The organism is Sulfuracidifex metallicus DSM 6482 = JCM 9184 (genome assembly GCA_032834875.1).
GTDB lineage: Archaea > Thermoproteota > Thermoprotei_A > Sulfolobales > Sulfolobaceae > Sulfuracidifex > Sulfuracidifex metallicus.
In genome coordinates this window covers 755,362-774,439 of sequence record CP135238.1, presented here as the reverse complement: position 1 = coordinate 774,439, position 19,078 = coordinate 755,362, and the positions used below count along the sequence as shown (strand labels likewise).

The window sequence follows — 19,078 nt, the reverse complement described above, 5'->3', positions numbered from 1 at the left end:
AAGTGGAGGATAGGAAGAGTAGACAGAAAAAAGAACATGATGGAAAAAAGACGTAACTTGAAAGTTAATTCAGTTACTTTTATAACGTTAACTTCTCTTCCCTGCTTGACTCCTCAAGTGGCTTACCCTTGGTCTCAGGAACCATGAACGTTATCATTGCTGCCACGAACATGAGTATAGCGAAGAAAGCCAGAGCTATTTCCTTGCTTACGGATATGAAGAGGATGGGGAAAAGGAAAGAAGCTATCGCCGCACCGCTCCTTCCTGAAGCCACAGTTATAGCTTGAACTATGCTTCTAACCTTGGTTGGTGCCAGCTCCACGCCTAGCATACCTGCCGTGCTAATTATTCCTGGTCCGAGGCTGCCCAAGAACTCGTGCATCCCATAAAGTGCCATTAGACCAAGAGACGGGACTCTACCCAGGAGCACTGCGAACAGGAGGAGGAATAAGCCTTCTCCTGCAGATCCAATAATTTGTAAGGGCTTTCTACCTATCTTGTCAATAGTAGATATTCCCAAGAACTTGCCAGGAAAGCCAAAACCTAGTGAAATCACTAAGGAGAATATAGCAGGGTTAACTATTCCTACTGATCTAGCTATGAGGGTAGGTCCGAATAACCCGTTTGCGTAGCCTGTCAAATCGAAGAGAAACCAGAGAACCGAAGCCATAACGAAAACCTTTCCGAACTTTGAGAAGTAGCTAGAAAATGTATTGGAATCCATCAAGTTATCGTTAACTTTCACCTCCTGTCCCGTTATCTCCTTCACTACAGTTTGAAACTTTCCAACATCTCCTTTGATTCTAAGTAGAAAACGCGTTGTCTCCGGAACCTTCCTCCTCAGATAAATTACTGAAGCCGCGGGAATCGCACCTGCACCTAGGATGATCCTCCACATCAGATCATGAGGGATAGACAATGCATCCATTCCCAGGAACTCCAGGGAGGCTGTGATAGCACCCAGACTCCACATTAGCCCGAAACCCACAGCTATAAGCTTCCCTCTGTCCTTAGCGTTAGAATGTTCCGCCATTATCAGAGGAGATAGAACATAGTCAGCCCCAGTGCCTATCCCAACGATGAATCTGATGATTGCTAGCTCAGCCGGAGAAGTTGCGAATGCTTGAAGGATAGCACCTATAGTCATTAGCATTACGTCCACTCCATAGAAGGTCTTCCTACCTCTGTTTGCCAGGAAACCAAAGAGGACTGCGCCTAAGGCTGCACCTATGAATACTGTGCCTGAAAGAACTCCCAGCCAAAACTCATAAGATGAGCTACTCTTGGAAATTCCGAAGCTACTCAGGATGAAGAGTATCACGAGACTTATAGAGGACAATAAGTAACCGTCGCTGAAAACCCCCATTCCAGTAGTAAATAGACTCTTTATATGAAATACGCCAAATTTCTTGCTGTCTAAGGGACGAAACACATCGCCTAGTTTCATGTGATAAGTGTTAATTGCAGTATTAAAAAGAATATTCTATTTAGAAAATATATAAATAAAAAAGGATATTTAGTTTATATAGACTAAAGTACAAGTTGTGAAAGGGAAGATGAAAAGAGAAGTCATGTCTAGACTTAACGTTAATATGATGAGGAATCCATAAAGAGAAGATTTAAGTGTAGAAGATGCTAGAAATGAAAGAGTTTATAAAAAGAAGAGAGAAGGAAATTGATTTCTACTCGGAAAATCAATTTATACATTCTTTTCGTTTACATTTACTCAAGTTTTACTACATGTATATAAACTAAAACTCCTTTTTCTCTAAACTTTAAACTATATTCTCACATAGAACAATTCTTCTACTAAACTTCTTCCTCTTTTTTCATTCAATCTCTATTTTTCCCATGCTATCAAAATCTAGTTCCTAACCTTCTATCTCAATAGCAAGATAAAAATAAGACATTAATGCCAACACCGAGAATAGCATCATTAAGTTAGAATAGGTATTATTGAGGAAATTGCTAATCATGAACAAGAGACCTGTTACTCCGGAAATTCCTAAGAAAACTAAGGAAATGAGTGCAGTCCTCACATTGGTCTTTCTCTTCAATGATATAATGAGAAGAGCTATACCTATTGCACCGACTACTAAACCCAGAACTATGTGAAAGGCAAGTCCACCGTATAGAAAGATATTCGTTGAAAATATTGATGGAAAGTCGTTGGAGAAGTCAACGTACCATCCTACCAAGAACTGCACCGTGAGAAAAACAAGGTTTATCCACGCTAGATTTTTAAAATTAGACACGAGCTATATTAATTTAAGCAGAATAAAAGATAGAGGAAAAGAGCGTTTAACTTAAATACCTTATAGGACCTCTAGCAATGAAGAATGATCAGAAATTAGCTGTAGTTAGTAAAGAAATTACGTATCGTTTATCATTAAGTCCTCTAGTATTATTCTCCGTCATGAACAGCAAGCTCGTATACCCTTAACGTCTATATGTGCTCCATTCCTTGTTCTCTTCCTCTTGAGAATATCTCTGCTATATCTTCCTTTCTCCTTTTTCGCGATTCAGATAGATACCTCGTCTCGTCCCTAGTCTTCATCGTGAACTTCATAGCTATGTCTCTAAGTTCCCTCTCATCGATCTCCCTGACTATAAGAGACTTCTTTTTTCTTCCTCCTCACCACTTCTTTCGCCAGTAACCCAGATTGTTTCTTAAGTTTCTAGACCAAGTTGGTTTTGGCTTGAACATTCTCTGTAATACTCATAGGCATAACTTGAAGAAGTTGGACTCATTCCTCCACCATGGTCTTGATATAAGGGGAGTGAAAGTGGATGTGGATAAGTTTCTTCTTATCGAGCGTTCCCATATGGCTCTTCTTTCTAGCTTCGTGGTCAGTCCAAGGTCTTTATTCTGATTTCAACTTCGTCTTCCCCCTTTTTTACGTCGTCCTCTAGGCACTTTAGAAACTTACATAAAAATCTATAACCTTTGACCTTTAAGTGTATTTAAATAGTCACTTAAGATATAGATATAATTATGAATGAAACATTAGAGATCCTAGTTGAGGTGAACCATGTCTGGAAGAGTTACGGTAAGATAATAGCTAACGAGGACGTTACCTTAAACATACGGAAGGGAGAGATAGTGGGTCTCCTTGGACCCAACGGCGCAGGGAAGACAACCTTGGTAAAGCAAATATACGGAGAGCTCCATCCGAGTCAGGGGGAAATCAAGGTGCTTGGGGGTAAGCCCACTGATGGAAAGATAAAGAGAATGATGGGCGTCGTCCCTCAAGAGGTAACTCCTTACGGAGAGCTCTCAGTTTACGACAACTTATATTTCATGGCTAAAATTAAGGGTGTAGACAAACCTACAGCTATTAAGAATGTTGAGGACGTCATTGAGAAGTTGAATCTCAAGGACAGGAGGAAGACCTTTGCCAGGGATCTATCAGGCGGTCTGAGGAGGAGGCTACTTATAGGGATGGCACTGGTGAACTCTCCCAAACTGCTCATCCTTGATGAGCCCACCACAGGTTTGGACCCTGAAGCTAGAAGGGAAGTTTGGTTCCTCCTCAAGTCGTTAAGAGACTCCGGAATAGGCGTATTACTTACTACCCATTACTTGGATGAAGCTGAGAGGCTCTCGGATAGAATATACTTTGTCAATAGGAAGGTCATAGCACAGGGAACTCCCATGGAGATAAAGAGAAAGTTCTCCCTTTACTATGAGGTTACAGACATAACCTCAGGAAAAGTTTACTATGTTAAGGAGGACGAGGTAAAGGACTTCGTGTCGAAGCTGGAAGGAAAGTTCGAGGTAAGGCTTCCGTCATTGGAGGAGATTTACCTGAAGGTGATGGGAAACGATTCGTGAATTCCTCTATCTAGTCTTAATGCAGATGAAGACGTTTAAAGCTTCCATAGTATCTGGAATTTTCTTCTCCTTAGTTCTCCCCATAGGGTTACTCACAATATTGAAACCAATTACATCGTCAGACTTCTCCTTCTACGCCATATCTGGAACCTTAACGTTCTATCTCTTCCTAGGAACCATGCTTGCAGTTTCACAGATCATAGGATTAGAGAGACGAGACGGCAAGTTTTCCCTCATGATCGCCTCTGGAATACCCAAGGAGTTGTACATGATGAGCATTCTCTTCTCTAACGGATTCGGGACATTGATATTCATCCCTATCCTCATATTGGTGGCTGACTTTTTATACGGTGTATCTCCATCCAACGTGATTTCGTTAGTTATTTCATTGGTACTCTCAATATACGTCGGCTCGATCATGGGGACTGATTTAGCTTTCTCCACCAGGAACTATTATACCATAAATTCCTTATCTCAGGTGATATCTTTCGGACTAATATTTTTCGCCCCGGTATACTACCCTGTGACTGCTGTGCCCATTCCTTTAAGGTACTTCACTTACCTTGAACCGACCACCTATATTTCACAGTCCATTTATCACAGTTACGTGGGCGGTAACAGTATCTTTTACTTGATGGGACTCCTGATTTATGGCGTGGTTCTAACTATGTTTGGTAGGTTGCTAGAAAGGAGAACTTGAAGAGGAGAGGGAAAAAGACGTATATGCAAGTTATTATCATGTGCATGTGGATATATATACGTCAACTACAACTGAGAGGAAAATCATTATGCATGTGAGTAAGGAGAGCTGGAAAATGCTACTCGTCAAAGAAAATTCCTTTGAAAGAAGATTAGAGTTTAATATCGATGAAAGATAAACAGCCAACATGAGTTCTAATTCTATTCTAACCAAGTTCAAAGAGATCTGGGCAATCAGCCATGCTATAAGACTAATGGGTTGGGACATTGAAACATACATGCCGCCAGAGGGTATATCCTACAGAGCTGAGGAAATGGCAACCCTCAATTCCCTGAGGAGGAGAAAGCTACTGGAAATCAAGGGAGAGTTAGATGATCTCGACCCAAAGAACGACATGGAGGCAGGCATTAAGAGGGTACTGGGGAGAGAGATAAAGTACATCGAATCCATCCCAGAGGAAATAGACATGGAGATAAACAAGCTTACCGCTGAATCAGCAGTGGTTTGGAGAAATGCTAGATTAAAGAACGACTTCTCCTCCTTCAAGCCATACTTGGAGAGGATAGTAGAACTCAAGGCAAAGGTTGCGCAGCTTCTAGGCTACAACGATCATCCGTATAGCTCCCTTCTTGATCTTTACGAAGAGGGATTAACTGTGAAAGAGGCTGACGACATATTCGGTTCGCTTCTGCCTAGCCTTAAGAGGACACTTCAAAAGGTTGAGGCTGAGGGAAGATTTACCGCTTCCAGTGAGCTAGAGAATGAGCCATATTCAAGAGAAATCATGGAGAAAATAGTGAACGAAATAGCTTACGACATACTGAAGATGCCCACAAGTAAGTTCAGGATAGATTTATCTGCACATCCCTTCACCACTGGCATAAACAGACACGACGTTAGGATAACCATGAGGTACGAAGGTTTCGACTTCAAAAGGGCCCTCTACTCACTAGTCCATGAATCTGGACATGCAATTTACGAGCTTCAGATAGATGAGGCTCTGGAGTTCACTCCAATAGCTGAGGCTCCTTCCTTCGGTATCCATGAATCCCAGTCTAGGTTCTGGGAGAACAACATCGGGAGGAGCAAAGATTTCGTAGAACTCATCTATCCCAGAATAAAACCCCTAGTGAAGGGAAAAAGCGTGGAAGAGATTTATAGGTATTTCAACGCCGTGAAACTGCAGCCCATAAGGGTAGACGCCGACGAGTTAACTTACAACTTCCACATAGCTGTTAGATACTTCGCTGAGAAGAAGCTAATAGATGGGTCATTGAGTGTCAACGAATTGCCGGAGTTCTTCGATGAAACTTTAGAGAATTACTTGGGAATAAGGCCTAAAAGTTACTCTGAGGGGGTCCTACAGGACATCCATTGGAGTCATGGGTCCTTCGGATACTTCCCTTCTTATACTATAGGAAACATGGTGGCGGCTGTAGTTTATCATCACATGAATTTGGGAGATGGTGTAATTAAGGGTGGTAAGATTGATATAGTTAAGGGTTGGTTAAGGGAGAAAATCCACAAGTTCGGTGCAACTTACCCACCCAAGGAGCTTCTCAGAAGGTCCTTCGGCGAGGACTACAATCCAGCTAGGTTAGTGGAATACTTAGAGAACAAATATATTGGAACCAAGTAGGAAGTTAACGTTTGCCCGCACTGTGAAGTATTATATAACTAAAAATGATAAAGCAGGAGAGACGAAATGTCTTACAGCAATAAAAAACGGGGAAGAATTATTATAATTGTTGTTATTAATGATAGAATAGTTCCGTTATAGCTATATTACATTCTTGTTCTTTAGAAGGAGACTCGCCTTTTTCATTCCCATGTAATTTAATACCTTTCCATAGCTCTATCCTTACCTCCAAAGAGACAATAGATCCAGAGTTTTAGAGTAACTTCTAAGGAGTTTCAAGGATAAGACAAAAGTTGCCTAGAAATCGTCAAGCCTATTAACGCCGGCATACAGCCTAAACCTTCCTCTTTGCTTCAAAGTTTTCACAGATGTTCGCTCCGTCTATCTTGACTTTTCCCGAGCAGGGATAATCCTTCCCTTCTAACCGCCAAACAGCTGAGAAGGATCTCCTTTTCATTTCATTATATCTTAAGCTCTTATCACTCTTCCATCTTCTATTAAAAAGGCATGATACTAAAATCATATCAAAATACTCTTTCCATTTTATATACCCTGTTCATACGTCATATTATTGAACCTGATTTGACTAGGCAATAATCAAATAGGATAAAAACCAAAAAATGAAAAACAGCAGAAAAGAAAATAATAGAAAATTTATGAAATAAATGAGGGCCGTTTGAGACTAGTTGCAGAATTTACCGGATAGCCTAAGGTTGCTGACTAGGGATAGCCCGATTAGTAGACGCGGGCTCATCCCTCGGTTTCCCTCGGGACTTACACCCCGTCCCTATCAACCCCCTCTTCTAGGGGAAGGCCCACCAGTACCCTTGCGGGTACCGGCAAAGCGGCTCTTTTCGGGGAGGGCTTCACACTTAGATGCTTTCAGTGTTTATCCCTCAGGGCGTGGCTGCCCGGCAGTGCCCTGTCGGACAACCGGTAGACTAGAGCCCCGGAACTCTGTTCCTCTCGTACTAGGAGTTCCTTTCCCTCAGCCGCTTCGCACCCCCAACCCTTAGAGTCCGACCTGTCTCGCGACGGTCTAAACCCAGCTCACGTTCCCCTTTAACGGGCGGGCAGCCCTACCCTTGGAGGCAGCTGCACCTCCAGGGTGGGAAGAGCCGACATCGATGTAGCAAACCGCGGGGTCGATGGGAGCTCTCGCCCGCGACGACCCTGTTATCCCCGAGGTAATTTTTCTGACATGCCCAGCCCCCACGTGTGGGGGCATGAGCGTTCGCTAGGCCGCGCTTTCGCGCCGAGACCCCGTGCGTTGAAGGGTCTCGTCAGGCCAGCTTTTGCCCTTGCACTCTACGGTGGCGTTCTGTACCACCTGAGCTGACCTTTGGGCTCCCGTGTTATCTTTTCGCGGGAGTGCCGCCCCAGCCGAACTGTCCACCTGACACTGTCCCCTCCCTTATGGGAAGGTTAGTCCTCCGAACGCTCGAGGGTAGTGTTTCACTTTCGGCTCCACCACCCCCGAAAGGGTGGCTTCGACGCCTCCTACCTACGCTACGCGGGAGCGCCCGGAAGACAGTGCCAGGCTACAGTGAAACTCTACGGGGTCTTCTCTCGGTGTTGGGGGTTGCAGGACTGTGAACCTACTCTGGGCGTTCATGGGGCCAGAGGCTGGGACAGCGGGGATCTCGTTGATCCATTCATGCGCGCCGGAACTTGCCCGGCAAGGCATTTGGCTACCTTGAGAGGGTCAGAGTTACCCCCGGCCTTCAGCGGGGCTTCGCCCGGTTGGACCCAGGTTTAACCTGCCGCCAGTGGCCAGGATTTAGCTTCCGTTCACACCCTTTCGGGCTTGCGGAAACCTATGTTTTTATTAAACAGTCAGATCCCCCTTGTTACTGCGACCTACCTTAGCACGGTCAGTACTAAGGTAGGCACCCCTTATCCCGAAGTTACGGGGCTAATTTGCCGAGTTCCCTAGCCTCCGTTACCCCCCAGACGCCTTAGGCTTCTCACCTAGGGGCACCAGTGTCGGTTCTAGGTACGGACACACCGGATCGATCCCTCTCCCTTTTCATTGGAGCTGGGGATCAGAGGAATCCGACATACGTCAGACCCATCATGCTTTCACCCCCTTCTCACCATTACGGCTCTCCAGGGGCTTATGCATTTGGTGCTGGGTTACCAGCATCCCCCTACCCTAACCCGTCGGGAGATAGGCTTGCGTTACCGCACCTACCGGTGTGGCACAGGAATATTAACCTGTTTCCCTTTCGACAACTACCAGTTAGGCGTTGCCTTAGGACCGGCTCACCCACGGCTGAAGAACATTGCCGTGAAACCCTTGCCCTTCCGGCGGAGGGGATTCTCACCCCTCTTCGCTATTACTGCCGCCGGGATCTGCACCTCCGGCAGGTCCAGTGGATCTCACGACCCACCTTCCGCCCTACCGGAGCGCCTCCCTACCAAGTGAGTCCTAAGGACCCACCGGCCGGGTCTCGGCGGCCGGCTTAGCCCCGACACGTCTGCAGGACCCTCAGCCTCGGCGGGTGAGCTGTTACGCACTCCTTAGAGGATGGCTGCTGCTGGGCCCACCTTCCCGCTGTCTGTGGCTGAGGATGCCTTTGGTGCACTTAGCCGGCACTTGGGGGCCTTAACCCGGCTCTGGGCTGTTTCCCTCTTGCCACCCAACCTTACGCCGTGTGGCCCACTCCCTCCTTCTGAGGCGATCGTAGGTTCGGAGTTTGACTGAGAACCCAGACCTTTCGGTCTAAGTTCCCAATCAGTAACTCTACCCCGCGATCTGCCTCCGGAGAGGCTGCGCTAAGACGCATTTCGGGAGGAACTAGATATCACCGGGCTAGATTGGCCTTTTGCCCCTAGACCAAGCTCAAGGGAACGAATTGCACGTCAGAACCCCTATTCGGTCCTCCACCGAGGTTTCCCCCGGCTTCGACCTGGCCTGGTCTAGATCGCCCGGTTTCTAGTTTCCTGCCAGTGACTTCAGGCTCTGGCGAACCCAGCCCCTCGCTTTCGCTTCGGGCTCTCGGTTTCCCTACGCCTTCGAGGTTTAACCTCTTAGGCTCGCCACTAGCAGGACCTCCCCGGCCCGTGTTTCAAGACGAAAGATAGGACACCGGTCGCCCTCCTCGTACAAGGGACTCGCATCCCCTTCCTTTGGAGGGTATCACTCCTTGAATGCCCTACCCTGTGTAACCAGTCGGTTTCAGGCGCTTTTCACCTCCCTTCCGGGATGCTTTTCAGCTTTCCTTCACAGTACTTAGTTCGCTATCGGTCTCAGGACGTATTTAGCCTTGGAGGCACGTGTCCCCCATCTTCCCACCCTCAAACCAGAGGATGGTACTCTACCCTCAAGTCATCCCACATTATATCTGCCTACGGGACTATCACCCTCTATGGTGCCTCTTTCCAGAGGACTTCGGCCGATAAATGCTAGGGATATAACCTGGGGCTAACACCACATCTCCAACGGCTTGTCGCCGGGATTTGGTTTGGGCTATCTCCCTTTCGGTCGCCCCTACTCAGGAGATCTCGATTTGATTTCTCCTCCTTCCCCTACTAAGATGCTTCCGTTCGGGGAGTTCCCGTATCCGACCTTCACAGATCGGATACGCTAAGGGGATTCCCATTCGGGAACCCTGGGATCGAAGGCTGCTTGCGCCTCCCCCAGGCATTTCGCTGCTTGCCGCGCCCTTCGTCGGCGCCTGAGCCGAGCCATCCACCGACTGGCGTTGGCCCCTAGTGCCAGCAACCCTAGGCTATCTTTCGGCCTCTGCAACTAGCCTCATCGGACATACCCCAAAGCATCACTACTCAGCTTGGAATAGGCCCTAAGCTCTTCACTCCTCTCCGGCCCTCGTGAGAGGAGTTGCACATATAAAGGGGAAGTTGGACTTAAGTGGATCTCCCGTCCCCTCAATAATTGTAAGGGGAGCTTATATGAGGTGATCCAGCCGCAGGTTCCCCTACGGCTACCTTGTTACGACTTCTCCCCCCTCACGTAAGAGGAGTTCGAATCCCCACTTTCGCAGGGATCCTCACGCCTCTTACGCTCGGGTGGAGCGACGGGCGGTGTGTGCAAGGAGCAGGGACGTATTCACCGCACGTTGTTGACGTGCGGTTACTAGGGATTCCTCGTTCACGAGGGCTAGTTTCAGCCCTCGATCCCAACTGAGGCAGGGTTTAAGGGATTGCCTCCTCCTTTCGGACTTGGATCCCGCTGTCCCTACCATTGTAACCCGCGTGCGGCCCGGGAGTTTCGGGGCATGCTGACCTGCCGTGGCCTCTACCTTCCTCCAGTTTAACACTGGCAGTCCTCCTAGTGTGGTCCAAGCCCGGAGGCCCAGATACCAACTAGGAGTAGAGGTCTCGCTCGTTGCCTGACTTAACAGGACATTTCACAACACGAGCTGGCGACGGCCATGCACCTCCTCTCCGCGAGTCTGGCAAGGTCATCAGCCTGGCCGTCATTCTGCGGTCTCCCCCGGTAAGATTCCAGGCGTTGACTCCAATTGAGCCGCAGGTTCCACCCCTTGTGGTGCTCCCCCGCCAATTCCTTTAAGTTTCAGCCTTGCGGCCGTATTCCCCAGGCGGCGGGCTTAAAGGCTTCCCTGCGGCACCACGTGGGCTCTAAGCTCACGTGACACCTAGCCCGCATCGTTTACAGCTGGGACTACAGGGGTATCTAATCCCTTTTGCTACCCCAGCTTTCGCCCCTCACCGTCGGGCGCGTTCTAGCCGGGCGCCTCCGCCACTGGTGGTCCTCCTAGGATCTACGGATTTCGCCCCTACTCTAGGAGTACCCCCGACCTCTCCCGCCCCCTAGCTCTGTAGTATCACTACCCTTCCCCGAGTTGAGCTCGGGTCTTTAAGCAGTGACTTACAGAGCCGGCTACGGGCGCTTTAGGCCAAATAAGAGTCCCGATCACTCGCGGAGCTGGTATTACCGCGGCGGCTGACACCAGTCTTGCCCTCCGCTTATTCCCACGCCTTTTTAGAGCGTAGAAAAGCCCCAAAGGGGCACTCGGGGTAGCGCTTTCACACTTTCGTGCATTGAAGACGTTGCGCGCCTGGTGCGCCCCGTAGGACCTGGGCCATTGTCTCAGTGCCCATCTGGGGGCTCCCCCTCCCAGGGGCCCCTACCCGTTATCGGCTTGGAGGGCCTTTAACCCCCCAACTACCTGATGGGCCGCAGTCCCATCCTAGGGCGCCCTTGCGGGCTTTCGCCGAGGAACCGTTCCAGGACTCCTCAGCTATAGGGAATTATCCCCAGTTTCCCGGGGTTATTCCCTTCCCTAGGTTAGGTTGACCACGTGTTACTCAGCAGTCCGCCACACCCCTTGCGGGATGTACGACTCCCATGGCTTAGCCCTACCCCGATAGCGATCGGGTCCGGCAGGATCAACCGGAATCAGGGGACGGGAGATCTTTCACCGTCCAACTTCCCCTGTCGGAAGCAAGATTTCCCGACCTTAAAGCTCGGGGTTCTTGCTTCCCCATCACTCTACAACTCCCCCGGAGGTTTTTCCCCCGGAGGGGTTTTCGACATTATACATATAGGTTGTGAACTACATATAAAACTTACGACTAGGTGTGCCTATATAACCACGTAAAGTGCAGACGTAAATAAGGTAGATCAGTTTTATTAAAGATATGTTAACACCATAGAAAAAGAACTTTTTGTAAAAAGTATTCAGAAGAATCCCATGAGAAATAAAAATAAACTTTCTTATCAGGGGATGAAAAAACCAGAGATAAAAAGATGGTTCGATTTTTTAAAAAATATTTAACAAACTTTATATCGTTCTAAGTAGAGAAAAAGAGAGACTGACAGGAGAAAAATAAGAATAAGAAAACAAAGAATAGAGAAGGGAGAAGAACAGAGTAAATAACATAGGAAAATCGCGTCAAAAGGTTTCTCTCGTTCTTCGACAACTAGGTATAGTCTACCAAAGGGTAGTGTATATACACATACGTTGAGCCAATACATTTAAACGACAAAAAGCAAAAAACAAGAAGCTAAACCTAATCTAGCATCTCTTCCCACCAATAGGCATTAATAACGATTAAGATATTGCGCCTCCTTTCTTAGTGATTTTTTTACTCTTTGAAGTCATTTAATTGATGCTTTTATCCAATCTTAGATCCTAACCTTTTCCCCTTTTTAACATGTTTTTGTAAGACTCAGAATTGCGGATGAATTTTTGCTGTTATTTCTATAATATTTCAAAAAACTCTTATATTTCTCTTTCAGTAAATAATATACAACAAAAATTTAATCGAACTTGACGCAGAGCACGGAACTTTTACATGAGTTAACATGAAAACGATTCGATTCTATTTCTTCTGCGTCTTTTCCTTTCAATTTCATCTTTCCCTTCCTCACTAAGCCAAGCTGCATAATTTTTTATATCTCTGTATAAATGACTCTCCTCTTCTCTGAACAAATAAAAGATTAAAGAGACAGAACTCTAATCTATCTAAAGCTCAAGAACGTTTATATGAACGTGCTTTTCTTCATGATTTGTATTCTCAAAATGTTTTTAGTATGCAATTCATGGGCTTCTTTTTTGGGCTTTATAAATGATCTCCAATTGCTATTCTTTTTTTCTTCCCCTTTTACTTTCTTCACCAACTTACTCACTGTCTTTTCCTCCTTCTATAGTATCAAACTATCTGACGTGAGAATTCTTTTATAGAAATTTATCCAAATTTAGTTTATGAAAGAGACTAACTCAATACCCAACGTACTCGACATGGTGAAAAGTAATGAAATACCGACGGAAATACGTTCACCTGACGCAACGCTCCTCATGGAGCCATATTCACCCCTAGAGAATAACCCACTCATAATTAACAGGAAGGTATGGAGACTGTTACCTAACTATATGCCCGTGAGTAGTGACATACAAAATAACCTTCATGTGGCTAAGGTTAACTCCACTAGGGAAACGATTGAGATAAAGGATTCCGAGGCTGTTAGTATGATGGCTTACGTCAGGCTAGTTCATCCTGGAGCTACAGTTGAAGAGGTCATAAGATCGGAGTTGGAGAGGACGGAAAGCGAGACTGGGAAATTTAAAGACGATGATGAGTTAGGGGCATATACAATGTATCTTTACATAACTCTGGCTTTAGTAATTTCAAAAGGTTTGCTGTCTTTAGAGCGTTAAAAAGAGGAAAAGAAGGAATGAAAAGAGAAATTGGCGAGGATAACAAGAAGAAGAGAAAAGTGTATGTAAGCGAAGAAGGAAAGGGAGAAAAGAAAAATGGGGCTGGGGGGATTTGAACCCCCGACCTCAAGGGCCCAAGCCTTGCGTCCTGGTCCAAGCTAGACTACAGCCCCGCGATGATATCTTGTTTAAACTCGACCTTAAATAATCTTTCCCCGCGATGAAAGTCCATAGAACCAAAGATCTAAAAAAGACTCTTGCAAAGTTATGATAAGCTTCACAAGACACGAAACAATAGTTGTTATAAGGAATAAAAAGGAAGAGAAGTAAAAGGAAGGAGGAAGGAAAAAAGAATCCATAACTCTCTCTGTACTTCCTTTCGTGCACCATTGTTGTTATTATTTTGTCTCTATTTAGGATGACATTTTGTTGATAGCATAATAAAGCGTGCTTTCACCTCACTTGGTAATCTTCATCATCTCTCCCCACTATGGAAATATCTTTTGTAAGTCTCGTAAATTATCTGCTAAAAAGTAGAGAAAAAGAGACATAGATAAACAAGATAAAAAAGATGAATAAAAAAGAGAGAAAGTGAATACAAGCTCATTTTCTTTATAAAAAAGCAACCTCATCTTTTACGCTAAAAATTGGTTTGTGTATATATAAGACAAGTAACCGAGTACAGATTCTTATATACTCAATCTCAGAACTCGGACTTTTGTAACTTCAAACCTAACGACTCTGCAATCTTAACGTCGGCGCTCAGATCCTCCTTTGACGGTGCTTGTAGAATGTAGCCTCCAACCATATCCTTTTCGTACTTGGACTGGCTCTTCAACAGGAAATAGACAGTCTTTCTCTCAGGCCACTTTATCTTGCTGACGTCAACCAACTCCGTGGTTACCTTGGCATTTGGTAGGACTTCCTTTATTAGCTTCTCTCCTACTTGCGCATTTACCCTGTCCAAGTCTTTGACATCCTTTCCTTTGAACTGTGAGACCAACTTCTCCTCAACTTCTATATCCACGTTTTTCTCTCCTGTAATAACGCTCTTTACCAACTTCATGGCTGCGCAATCAGTATGTGGCATGAAGATAACTTCTTCTGGTTTTAACATCTTTAATGCTTCCTTCACAGCGTTTACATTCGCTCCGGCGTTTCTGATTACCAGAACTCCTTCTCCCATCTTTTTCATGATTTCTTCCGTTAACCTGTAGTCCATACAGGATAGAACTACTTTCATAGGATACAAAAGTATATACTAGTTTAAATTCTTTAAGTACAAAAAAGAAGAAGGTTCCACCAAATAGAAGGGATATTAAAACTTAGTGTAGAAATCTTATTCAGTTTTACTTTTTAACTTTCTGACATCAGTTAAACCGTGGACTTCGATAACTTCTCCGAAAAGTTCAGATCGTTCTTCCTCTCGTCGGGAGGGTTCTTCCTTGATGGTTATGATTTGTCTGTGATATCATACGCCCTGTTTTTCATAAAGGGAGAAATGTCGCTAAATGCTGTTCAGGAAGGTTTGGTTTCAGCCTCATCCCTAATGGGAATGGCAATAGGTGCTATAATATTCGGTGCACTTTCGGACAAGCTAGGAAGGAAGAAGCTTATGGGAATTGACTTGTTTTTCTTCTCAATCTTCGCCCTACTATCAGCTACATCAAATAACTTCCTTGAACTTTTCGTCAGCAGGTTCTTGTTAGGAATAGGGGTTGGAGGGGATTACCCAATAAGTAGCACCGTGGTATCGGAGTTCTCCCCAACAAGAAGCAGAGGGAGGTACTTGATGGGCTCGGTTTCCATGTATTGGATAGGGACGCTCTTCTCGGCTTTCATGAACTTGGTCTTCCTACCCACAGGGGAACAGTTCTGGAGGTATTCCTTTGCGGTGGGTGGTCTACTAGCTATTCCTATAGTTGTGGGCAGAATAAAGCTGTCAGAGTCGCCCAGGTGGCTAGCCTCCAAGGGACTCATGAAGGGAGAAGGGATACCCACTCCAGAGGAGGAAAATAAGGGAGTAACTTGGAGGGATCTGCTGAAAGGGAAGGTTGGAGTAACTCTAATGTCTTTGTCAGCCATCTGGTTCCTCTTCGACGTTGCTTCCTACGGGATAGGGTTGTATTACCCTTCCTTGTTGCACCAGTTCGCTTTCCCTTCGGAATATGAAACCCTATATGGGACTATGTTGATATCCGTTGGAGCTATCGTAGGTTACGCGATTGCTGAGGTTGCAGTTGACTCAGCTGGCAGGAGATTCACTTTGATGGCTGGACTTGGGGCGATGGCGTTCCTCCTCCTATTGGGTGGTTTAATATCAATTAGGGGAGCAGGATTAGTGCCTTACTTCATGGTTTTCGTGGCAATGGAACAGTGGGCAGGAGCTGTGACGCTGTTCTATCCAGCAGAGATTTTTCCAACCTCCGTTAGGTCAACAGCCCAGGGTGTTACAACAGCATTCAGCAGAGTAGGTGCTGTACTTGGAGTTTTCTTCTTCCCCTCAATGGTGAAGTATTTAGGTTTGTCCGAGTCTCTGATGCTTTTCGGTTTAACCTCAGCCATCGCCCTCGCAGTAAGTGCAGTTGCAGTTAAGGAAACTAAGATGAGAAGATTAGAGGACATCTCAGTGAGCAAAACCTGACGACGGACGACGAGGAGAAGAAATATGCGGTTGAAGAAGAAAGGGAGAGAATGGAAAAATCAAGCTCTTTTTTATATGACTGGATGATTTACTAATTAGATTCCCTATAGCCAAGTAACATGAAATAGGTATGAGAAGGAACAAAAAGAAAAAAGCCATAACATAAATATTAATAGTATAATAGGACATAATCATTTATACATGAATTGAAATCACATTAAGTCTAGTCCAACCTTATCCAATGACCAAAGCCACTCCAGAAACTTCTTAGCATTGTCACCAATGAATACGGAACCGTGCTGGGGTGCGACCACATCTATTTCCAAGTTCTCAATTGTCTTCTTCCACAAGTCTATGGCTTTCCTTGATGCAATATATCTCCTATGGAAGGGTTCCATGAAGTTTCTATGAGTCTCGAAGTCATCCACTATCAAATACCACGTTCCTTTAGGATATATTGCGGCTCCTATATCTCCTGAGAAATATATCTTCAGCCTTGGGTCGTAGTAATGAAAATTCCCAGGAGAATGCATGAAGTGAGCTGGAACTGCCCGTAAGATTGACTCACCTACCTTTATATCCATTCCTTCATCGGGTATGTCCACAATTCTATCGTTCACTGAAACCCCCAAATGTGGAATGAACCTTTCCCAAAGATAAGATACGTAAAACTTTGCGTTTGGAAACATGTCAAGCAAAAGATTGAGTGAGCCTATTACATCTGGGTCTTGATGACTGTACATGATCTTTGTTATTTTCTCAGGATCTACCATACTCTGAACGTTGTTGAAGACCCTCTCGAAAACAAAGTATCCTCCAGGGTCAATCAATGCGGATTCTCCCTTATCCATGATCAGATACTGGTTTGTTAGTATTCCCTTCTCATGCTCGCTCTCGTCTAGGCCTAACCAAACGAACTTATGATCTCCGTCCTCCCCTAATACGTAGGGCTTGTGAACTTGAAGCATTAAATAGAAAATTTGATGACAAAGATTTAAAATGAGATTACCTTAACTCAAGGCATTAGAATTAACAACGTTAAAACCAAGATTAACTGTATAAAATACATTCACTTACGCCTGAATTGGATATTTTTGACAAAACACATTTTGTATGTACATGGTGTATGTATGGTAAAACACACATTTAATAAACCGTAATCAAATGACTAACATTCCCATTACGAATATCATGAATACTAAGGAAAGGGAAGATATTGCGTGACCTAAAGATATTAGAATACCCCTATAACCCTTAATATAAAGGATGGAAAGAATTATCAAAGTGACGGATAGGAGAAAAGTATTAACATCTATTGAATCTATTATAAATGTCAACTGTGCTGGAAGGCTTGTATGTAAAAGGTTAAGGAAAGTTGGCCTTCCCTGTTGATTATACATGATAGCCCCAGAGCCGAAAGTGATAAACATGAAGGCTAGAGTCAAAGGCATAACGGTATCTCTCATCTCTTTATAGTCAACCTTGAAAAGGTAAGGAAAAACTACTAAACCTACCAAAATTACTCCACTCATTACGTGCACGTAATTAAGGAATTCTATATTCATGTCCAAAATAGCAAAGTAAAGTCCCGCTATAGATAGAAAAGGGATTAAATTGATAATCTTCATAAAAAATAATTTCAACATATGCTTATAACTTCATTAGAAAATCAACTTTTTATAGACAAATCTTCGAGAAATTCGTGAAATTACCTGAAATATAGCATTTATATATATACATATAAGTACATTTCTTCTCTTTATATTAAAGTAAGTAGATAATATTTGAGTAAAAAGTTTATATAATGTAGTATGGTTCTGTTATGTTATTAGATACCACTAGAACAGCCCACATACCCATTTCTGCATGACCAGGAAATCCACAAGCTAACCAGTAAACTCCAGTTGAGGAATTCCATAAAGTGTACGCAGTACTCCCCGGCTGAATGAACGAGGAACTATACGTGGAAGGTGTTCCTCCCACGGTTGCTATGATCTTCCCATCGTTGTCTATGTAAATTGAGTTAGGAACTGGAGTATCATTCTTCACTACGTTGAGATTATGGGGAAGGTTACTCAAGTCAGTCAGAGAAATGTTAATTTCCCATCCTGCAGGCACATATACCTTAAGTTGACCTTTAATAGTTCCGTTAAAGTTCACTCCGTTGTTAGCAGACTGCTCTACCACTAGATGAAGGAACACTTCTTTACCTTTGTAAGGTAATGGATTTGAGCCTTGTGGCAAGGAGCCTAAGGTGTGGTTTTCGATTGAAGATGTAGTTAAAGTAGAACTACTAGTGGAAGTTTGAGTATAGTTCTTCATTGTTTGTGAAGACTCGTCGAAGTATATTACTGAAGCTATCAGCACTAAAACTAATGCCAAAATGGGCATTAAGTAATTTTTATTCGTAATTTATCACGATTCTAATTATCTTATATAGCTTTAAAAAGCATTTTTTCGGTAACTTTTTATAGAATAATTAGATGTAGATTGATCAAAAAGTGGTTGTATATTATAAAATTAATCAATGAAGAAATAAAAATCCTTTCTAGAACAAATTATAATTTATTAATAATATTAAATTATTTCAAGTTAATTATCACAGTCCATTAACCTTTGCAGCACTTAAAGGCTATCATTAGTAAAACAAAACCGCAAATAATGTAGTGTTATTTTATGCCAAAGGACATCTTGCGGGGTTGTAGAGAGTCAAGGTATTGGACCCAAGAAAATGTGTAGGTAGCTTCTCTAATTGTAGAGCTTTCTATACCTTTGAGGATTCCATTATTTATTATACTTAATTAGGACTTTCTGGCTAAACGCCCCATAATTGAATAGCGATCTCATCTTAAGCAGGCAAAAGATCATGCAGAACGTCAGAGCTGTAAAGGACTTCATATTCATTTTCATTACTGTTACATCTGCCAATATTACTGCAGCTATTATAACATGAAAATTACCAAAGAGATATGAGAAGGATGACATCAAAACGTTGTTCTTCGTGAAAACGATAAATACGTGTTAATCAGAAAGTCAAATCAAAAACGTAGGCTAAATGAGGAGAGTGTAAAACTCATCTAACTATATATATCCTTCAGAATTTTTTTGCTAA

At 44.1% G+C, this 19,078-nt stretch carries 13 protein-coding genes, 1 tRNA gene and 2 rRNA genes; 5 read left to right on the top strand and 11 right to left on the bottom strand.

Translation table 11 applies throughout. The annotated features are described in order from the left end of the window. Positions 1-79: 79 nt before the first annotated feature. From RQ359_RS04525 to RQ359_RS04515, 3 genes are all read right to left on the bottom strand, one after another. Positions 80-1,447: an MFS transporter gene (locus RQ359_RS04525; protein WP_054838833.1), complete on the bottom strand. Its 1,368-nt coding sequence runs from the start codon at positions 1,445-1,447 to the stop codon at positions 80-82. Between the two features lie 424 nt (positions 1,448-1,871). After that, positions 1,872-2,255, bottom strand: a complete 384-nt coding sequence (locus RQ359_RS04520; protein ID WP_156017757.1) for a hypothetical protein — start codon at positions 2,253-2,255, stop codon at positions 1,872-1,874. Positions 2,256-2,446: 191 nt separating this feature from the next. Continuing rightward, positions 2,447-2,569 (bottom strand): hypothetical protein, encoded by a 123-nt coding sequence (locus RQ359_RS04515; RefSeq protein WP_256202080.1) that lies wholly within the window; start codon positions 2,567-2,569, stop codon positions 2,447-2,449. A gap of 426 nt (positions 2,570-2,995) precedes the next feature. Here RQ359_RS04515 and RQ359_RS04510 point away from each other — a divergent pair, with 426 nt between their 5' ends. The 3 genes from RQ359_RS04510 (at position 2,996) to RQ359_RS04500 (ending at position 6,174) form a co-directional block, all read left to right on the top strand. Continuing rightward, positions 2,996-3,835 carry an ABC transporter ATP-binding protein gene (locus RQ359_RS04510; protein WP_054838834.1) on the top strand — a complete coding sequence of 280 codons (840 nt, stop codon included), beginning with the start codon at positions 2,996-2,998 and terminating at the stop codon, positions 3,833-3,835. Positions 3,836-3,854: 19 nt separating this feature from the next. Beyond that, positions 3,855-4,535: an ABC transporter permease gene (locus tag RQ359_RS04505; RefSeq protein ID WP_054838835.1), complete on the top strand. Its 681-nt coding sequence runs from the start codon at positions 3,855-3,857 to the stop codon at positions 4,533-4,535. A 187-nt stretch (positions 4,536-4,722) separates the two neighbouring features. Further along, positions 4,723-6,174 (top strand): carboxypeptidase M32, encoded by a 1,452-nt coding sequence (locus RQ359_RS04500; protein ID WP_054838836.1) that lies wholly within the window; start codon positions 4,723-4,725, stop codon positions 6,172-6,174. A 715-nt stretch (positions 6,175-6,889) separates the two neighbouring features. Here the strand turns inward: RQ359_RS04500 and RQ359_RS04495 are convergent. After that, positions 6,890-9,897 (bottom strand): 23S ribosomal RNA (locus RQ359_RS04495). A gap of 192 nt (positions 9,898-10,089) precedes the next feature. Beyond that, positions 10,090-11,561, bottom strand: a 16S ribosomal RNA gene (locus RQ359_RS04490). Together the 16S and 23S rRNA genes form the textbook arrangement of a ribosomal RNA operon. 1,308 nt (positions 11,562-12,869) lie before the next feature. On the opposite strand from RQ359_RS04490, the gene RQ359_RS04485 reads away from it, so the two are divergent. Continuing rightward, positions 12,870-13,322, top strand: a complete 453-nt coding sequence (locus RQ359_RS04485; RefSeq protein ID WP_054838838.1) for a hypothetical protein — start codon at positions 12,870-12,872, stop codon at positions 13,320-13,322. Positions 13,323-13,419: 97 nt separating this feature from the next. On the opposite strand, the gene RQ359_RS04480 is transcribed toward RQ359_RS04485, so the two are convergent. Further along, positions 13,420-13,495, bottom strand: a tRNA-Pro gene (locus RQ359_RS04480). 530 nt (positions 13,496-14,025) lie between these two features. Then, entirely contained in the window at positions 14,026-14,565 is a 540-nt protein-coding gene (locus tag RQ359_RS04475) for a carbonic anhydrase (protein WP_206338996.1), read from the bottom strand. Between the two features lie 138 nt (positions 14,566-14,703). Here RQ359_RS04475 and RQ359_RS04470 point away from each other — a divergent pair, with 138 nt between their 5' ends. Then, entirely contained in the window at positions 14,704-15,966 is a 1,263-nt protein-coding gene (locus RQ359_RS04470; RefSeq protein WP_338117009.1) for an MFS transporter, read from the top strand. 212 nt (positions 15,967-16,178) lie between these two features. Here the strand turns inward: RQ359_RS04470 and RQ359_RS04465 are convergent, their stop codons facing one another. From RQ359_RS04465 to RQ359_RS04450, 4 genes are all read right to left on the bottom strand, one after another. After that, positions 16,179-16,934 (bottom strand): oxygen-binding di-iron domain-containing protein, encoded by a 756-nt coding sequence (locus RQ359_RS04465; RefSeq protein ID WP_156017759.1) that lies wholly within the window; start codon positions 16,932-16,934, stop codon positions 16,179-16,181. 192 nt (positions 16,935-17,126) lie between these two features. Continuing rightward, the gene (locus RQ359_RS04460; protein ID WP_054838840.1) at positions 17,127-17,594 is read right to left on the bottom strand and encodes a hypothetical protein; all 468 of its coding nucleotides are present in this window, start codon (positions 17,592-17,594) and stop codon (positions 17,127-17,129) included. Positions 17,595-17,763: 169 nt separating this feature from the next. After that, positions 17,764-18,348, bottom strand: coding sequence for a sulfocyanin-like copper-binding protein (locus RQ359_RS04455; RefSeq protein WP_162309007.1), 585 nt, complete (start codon positions 18,346-18,348; stop codon positions 17,764-17,766). Positions 18,349-18,750: 402 nt separating this feature from the next. Then, positions 18,751-18,951 (bottom strand): hypothetical protein, encoded by a 201-nt coding sequence (locus RQ359_RS04450; RefSeq protein WP_156017765.1) that lies wholly within the window; start codon positions 18,949-18,951, stop codon positions 18,751-18,753. Between the last annotated feature and the right edge of the window lie 127 nt (positions 18,952-19,078).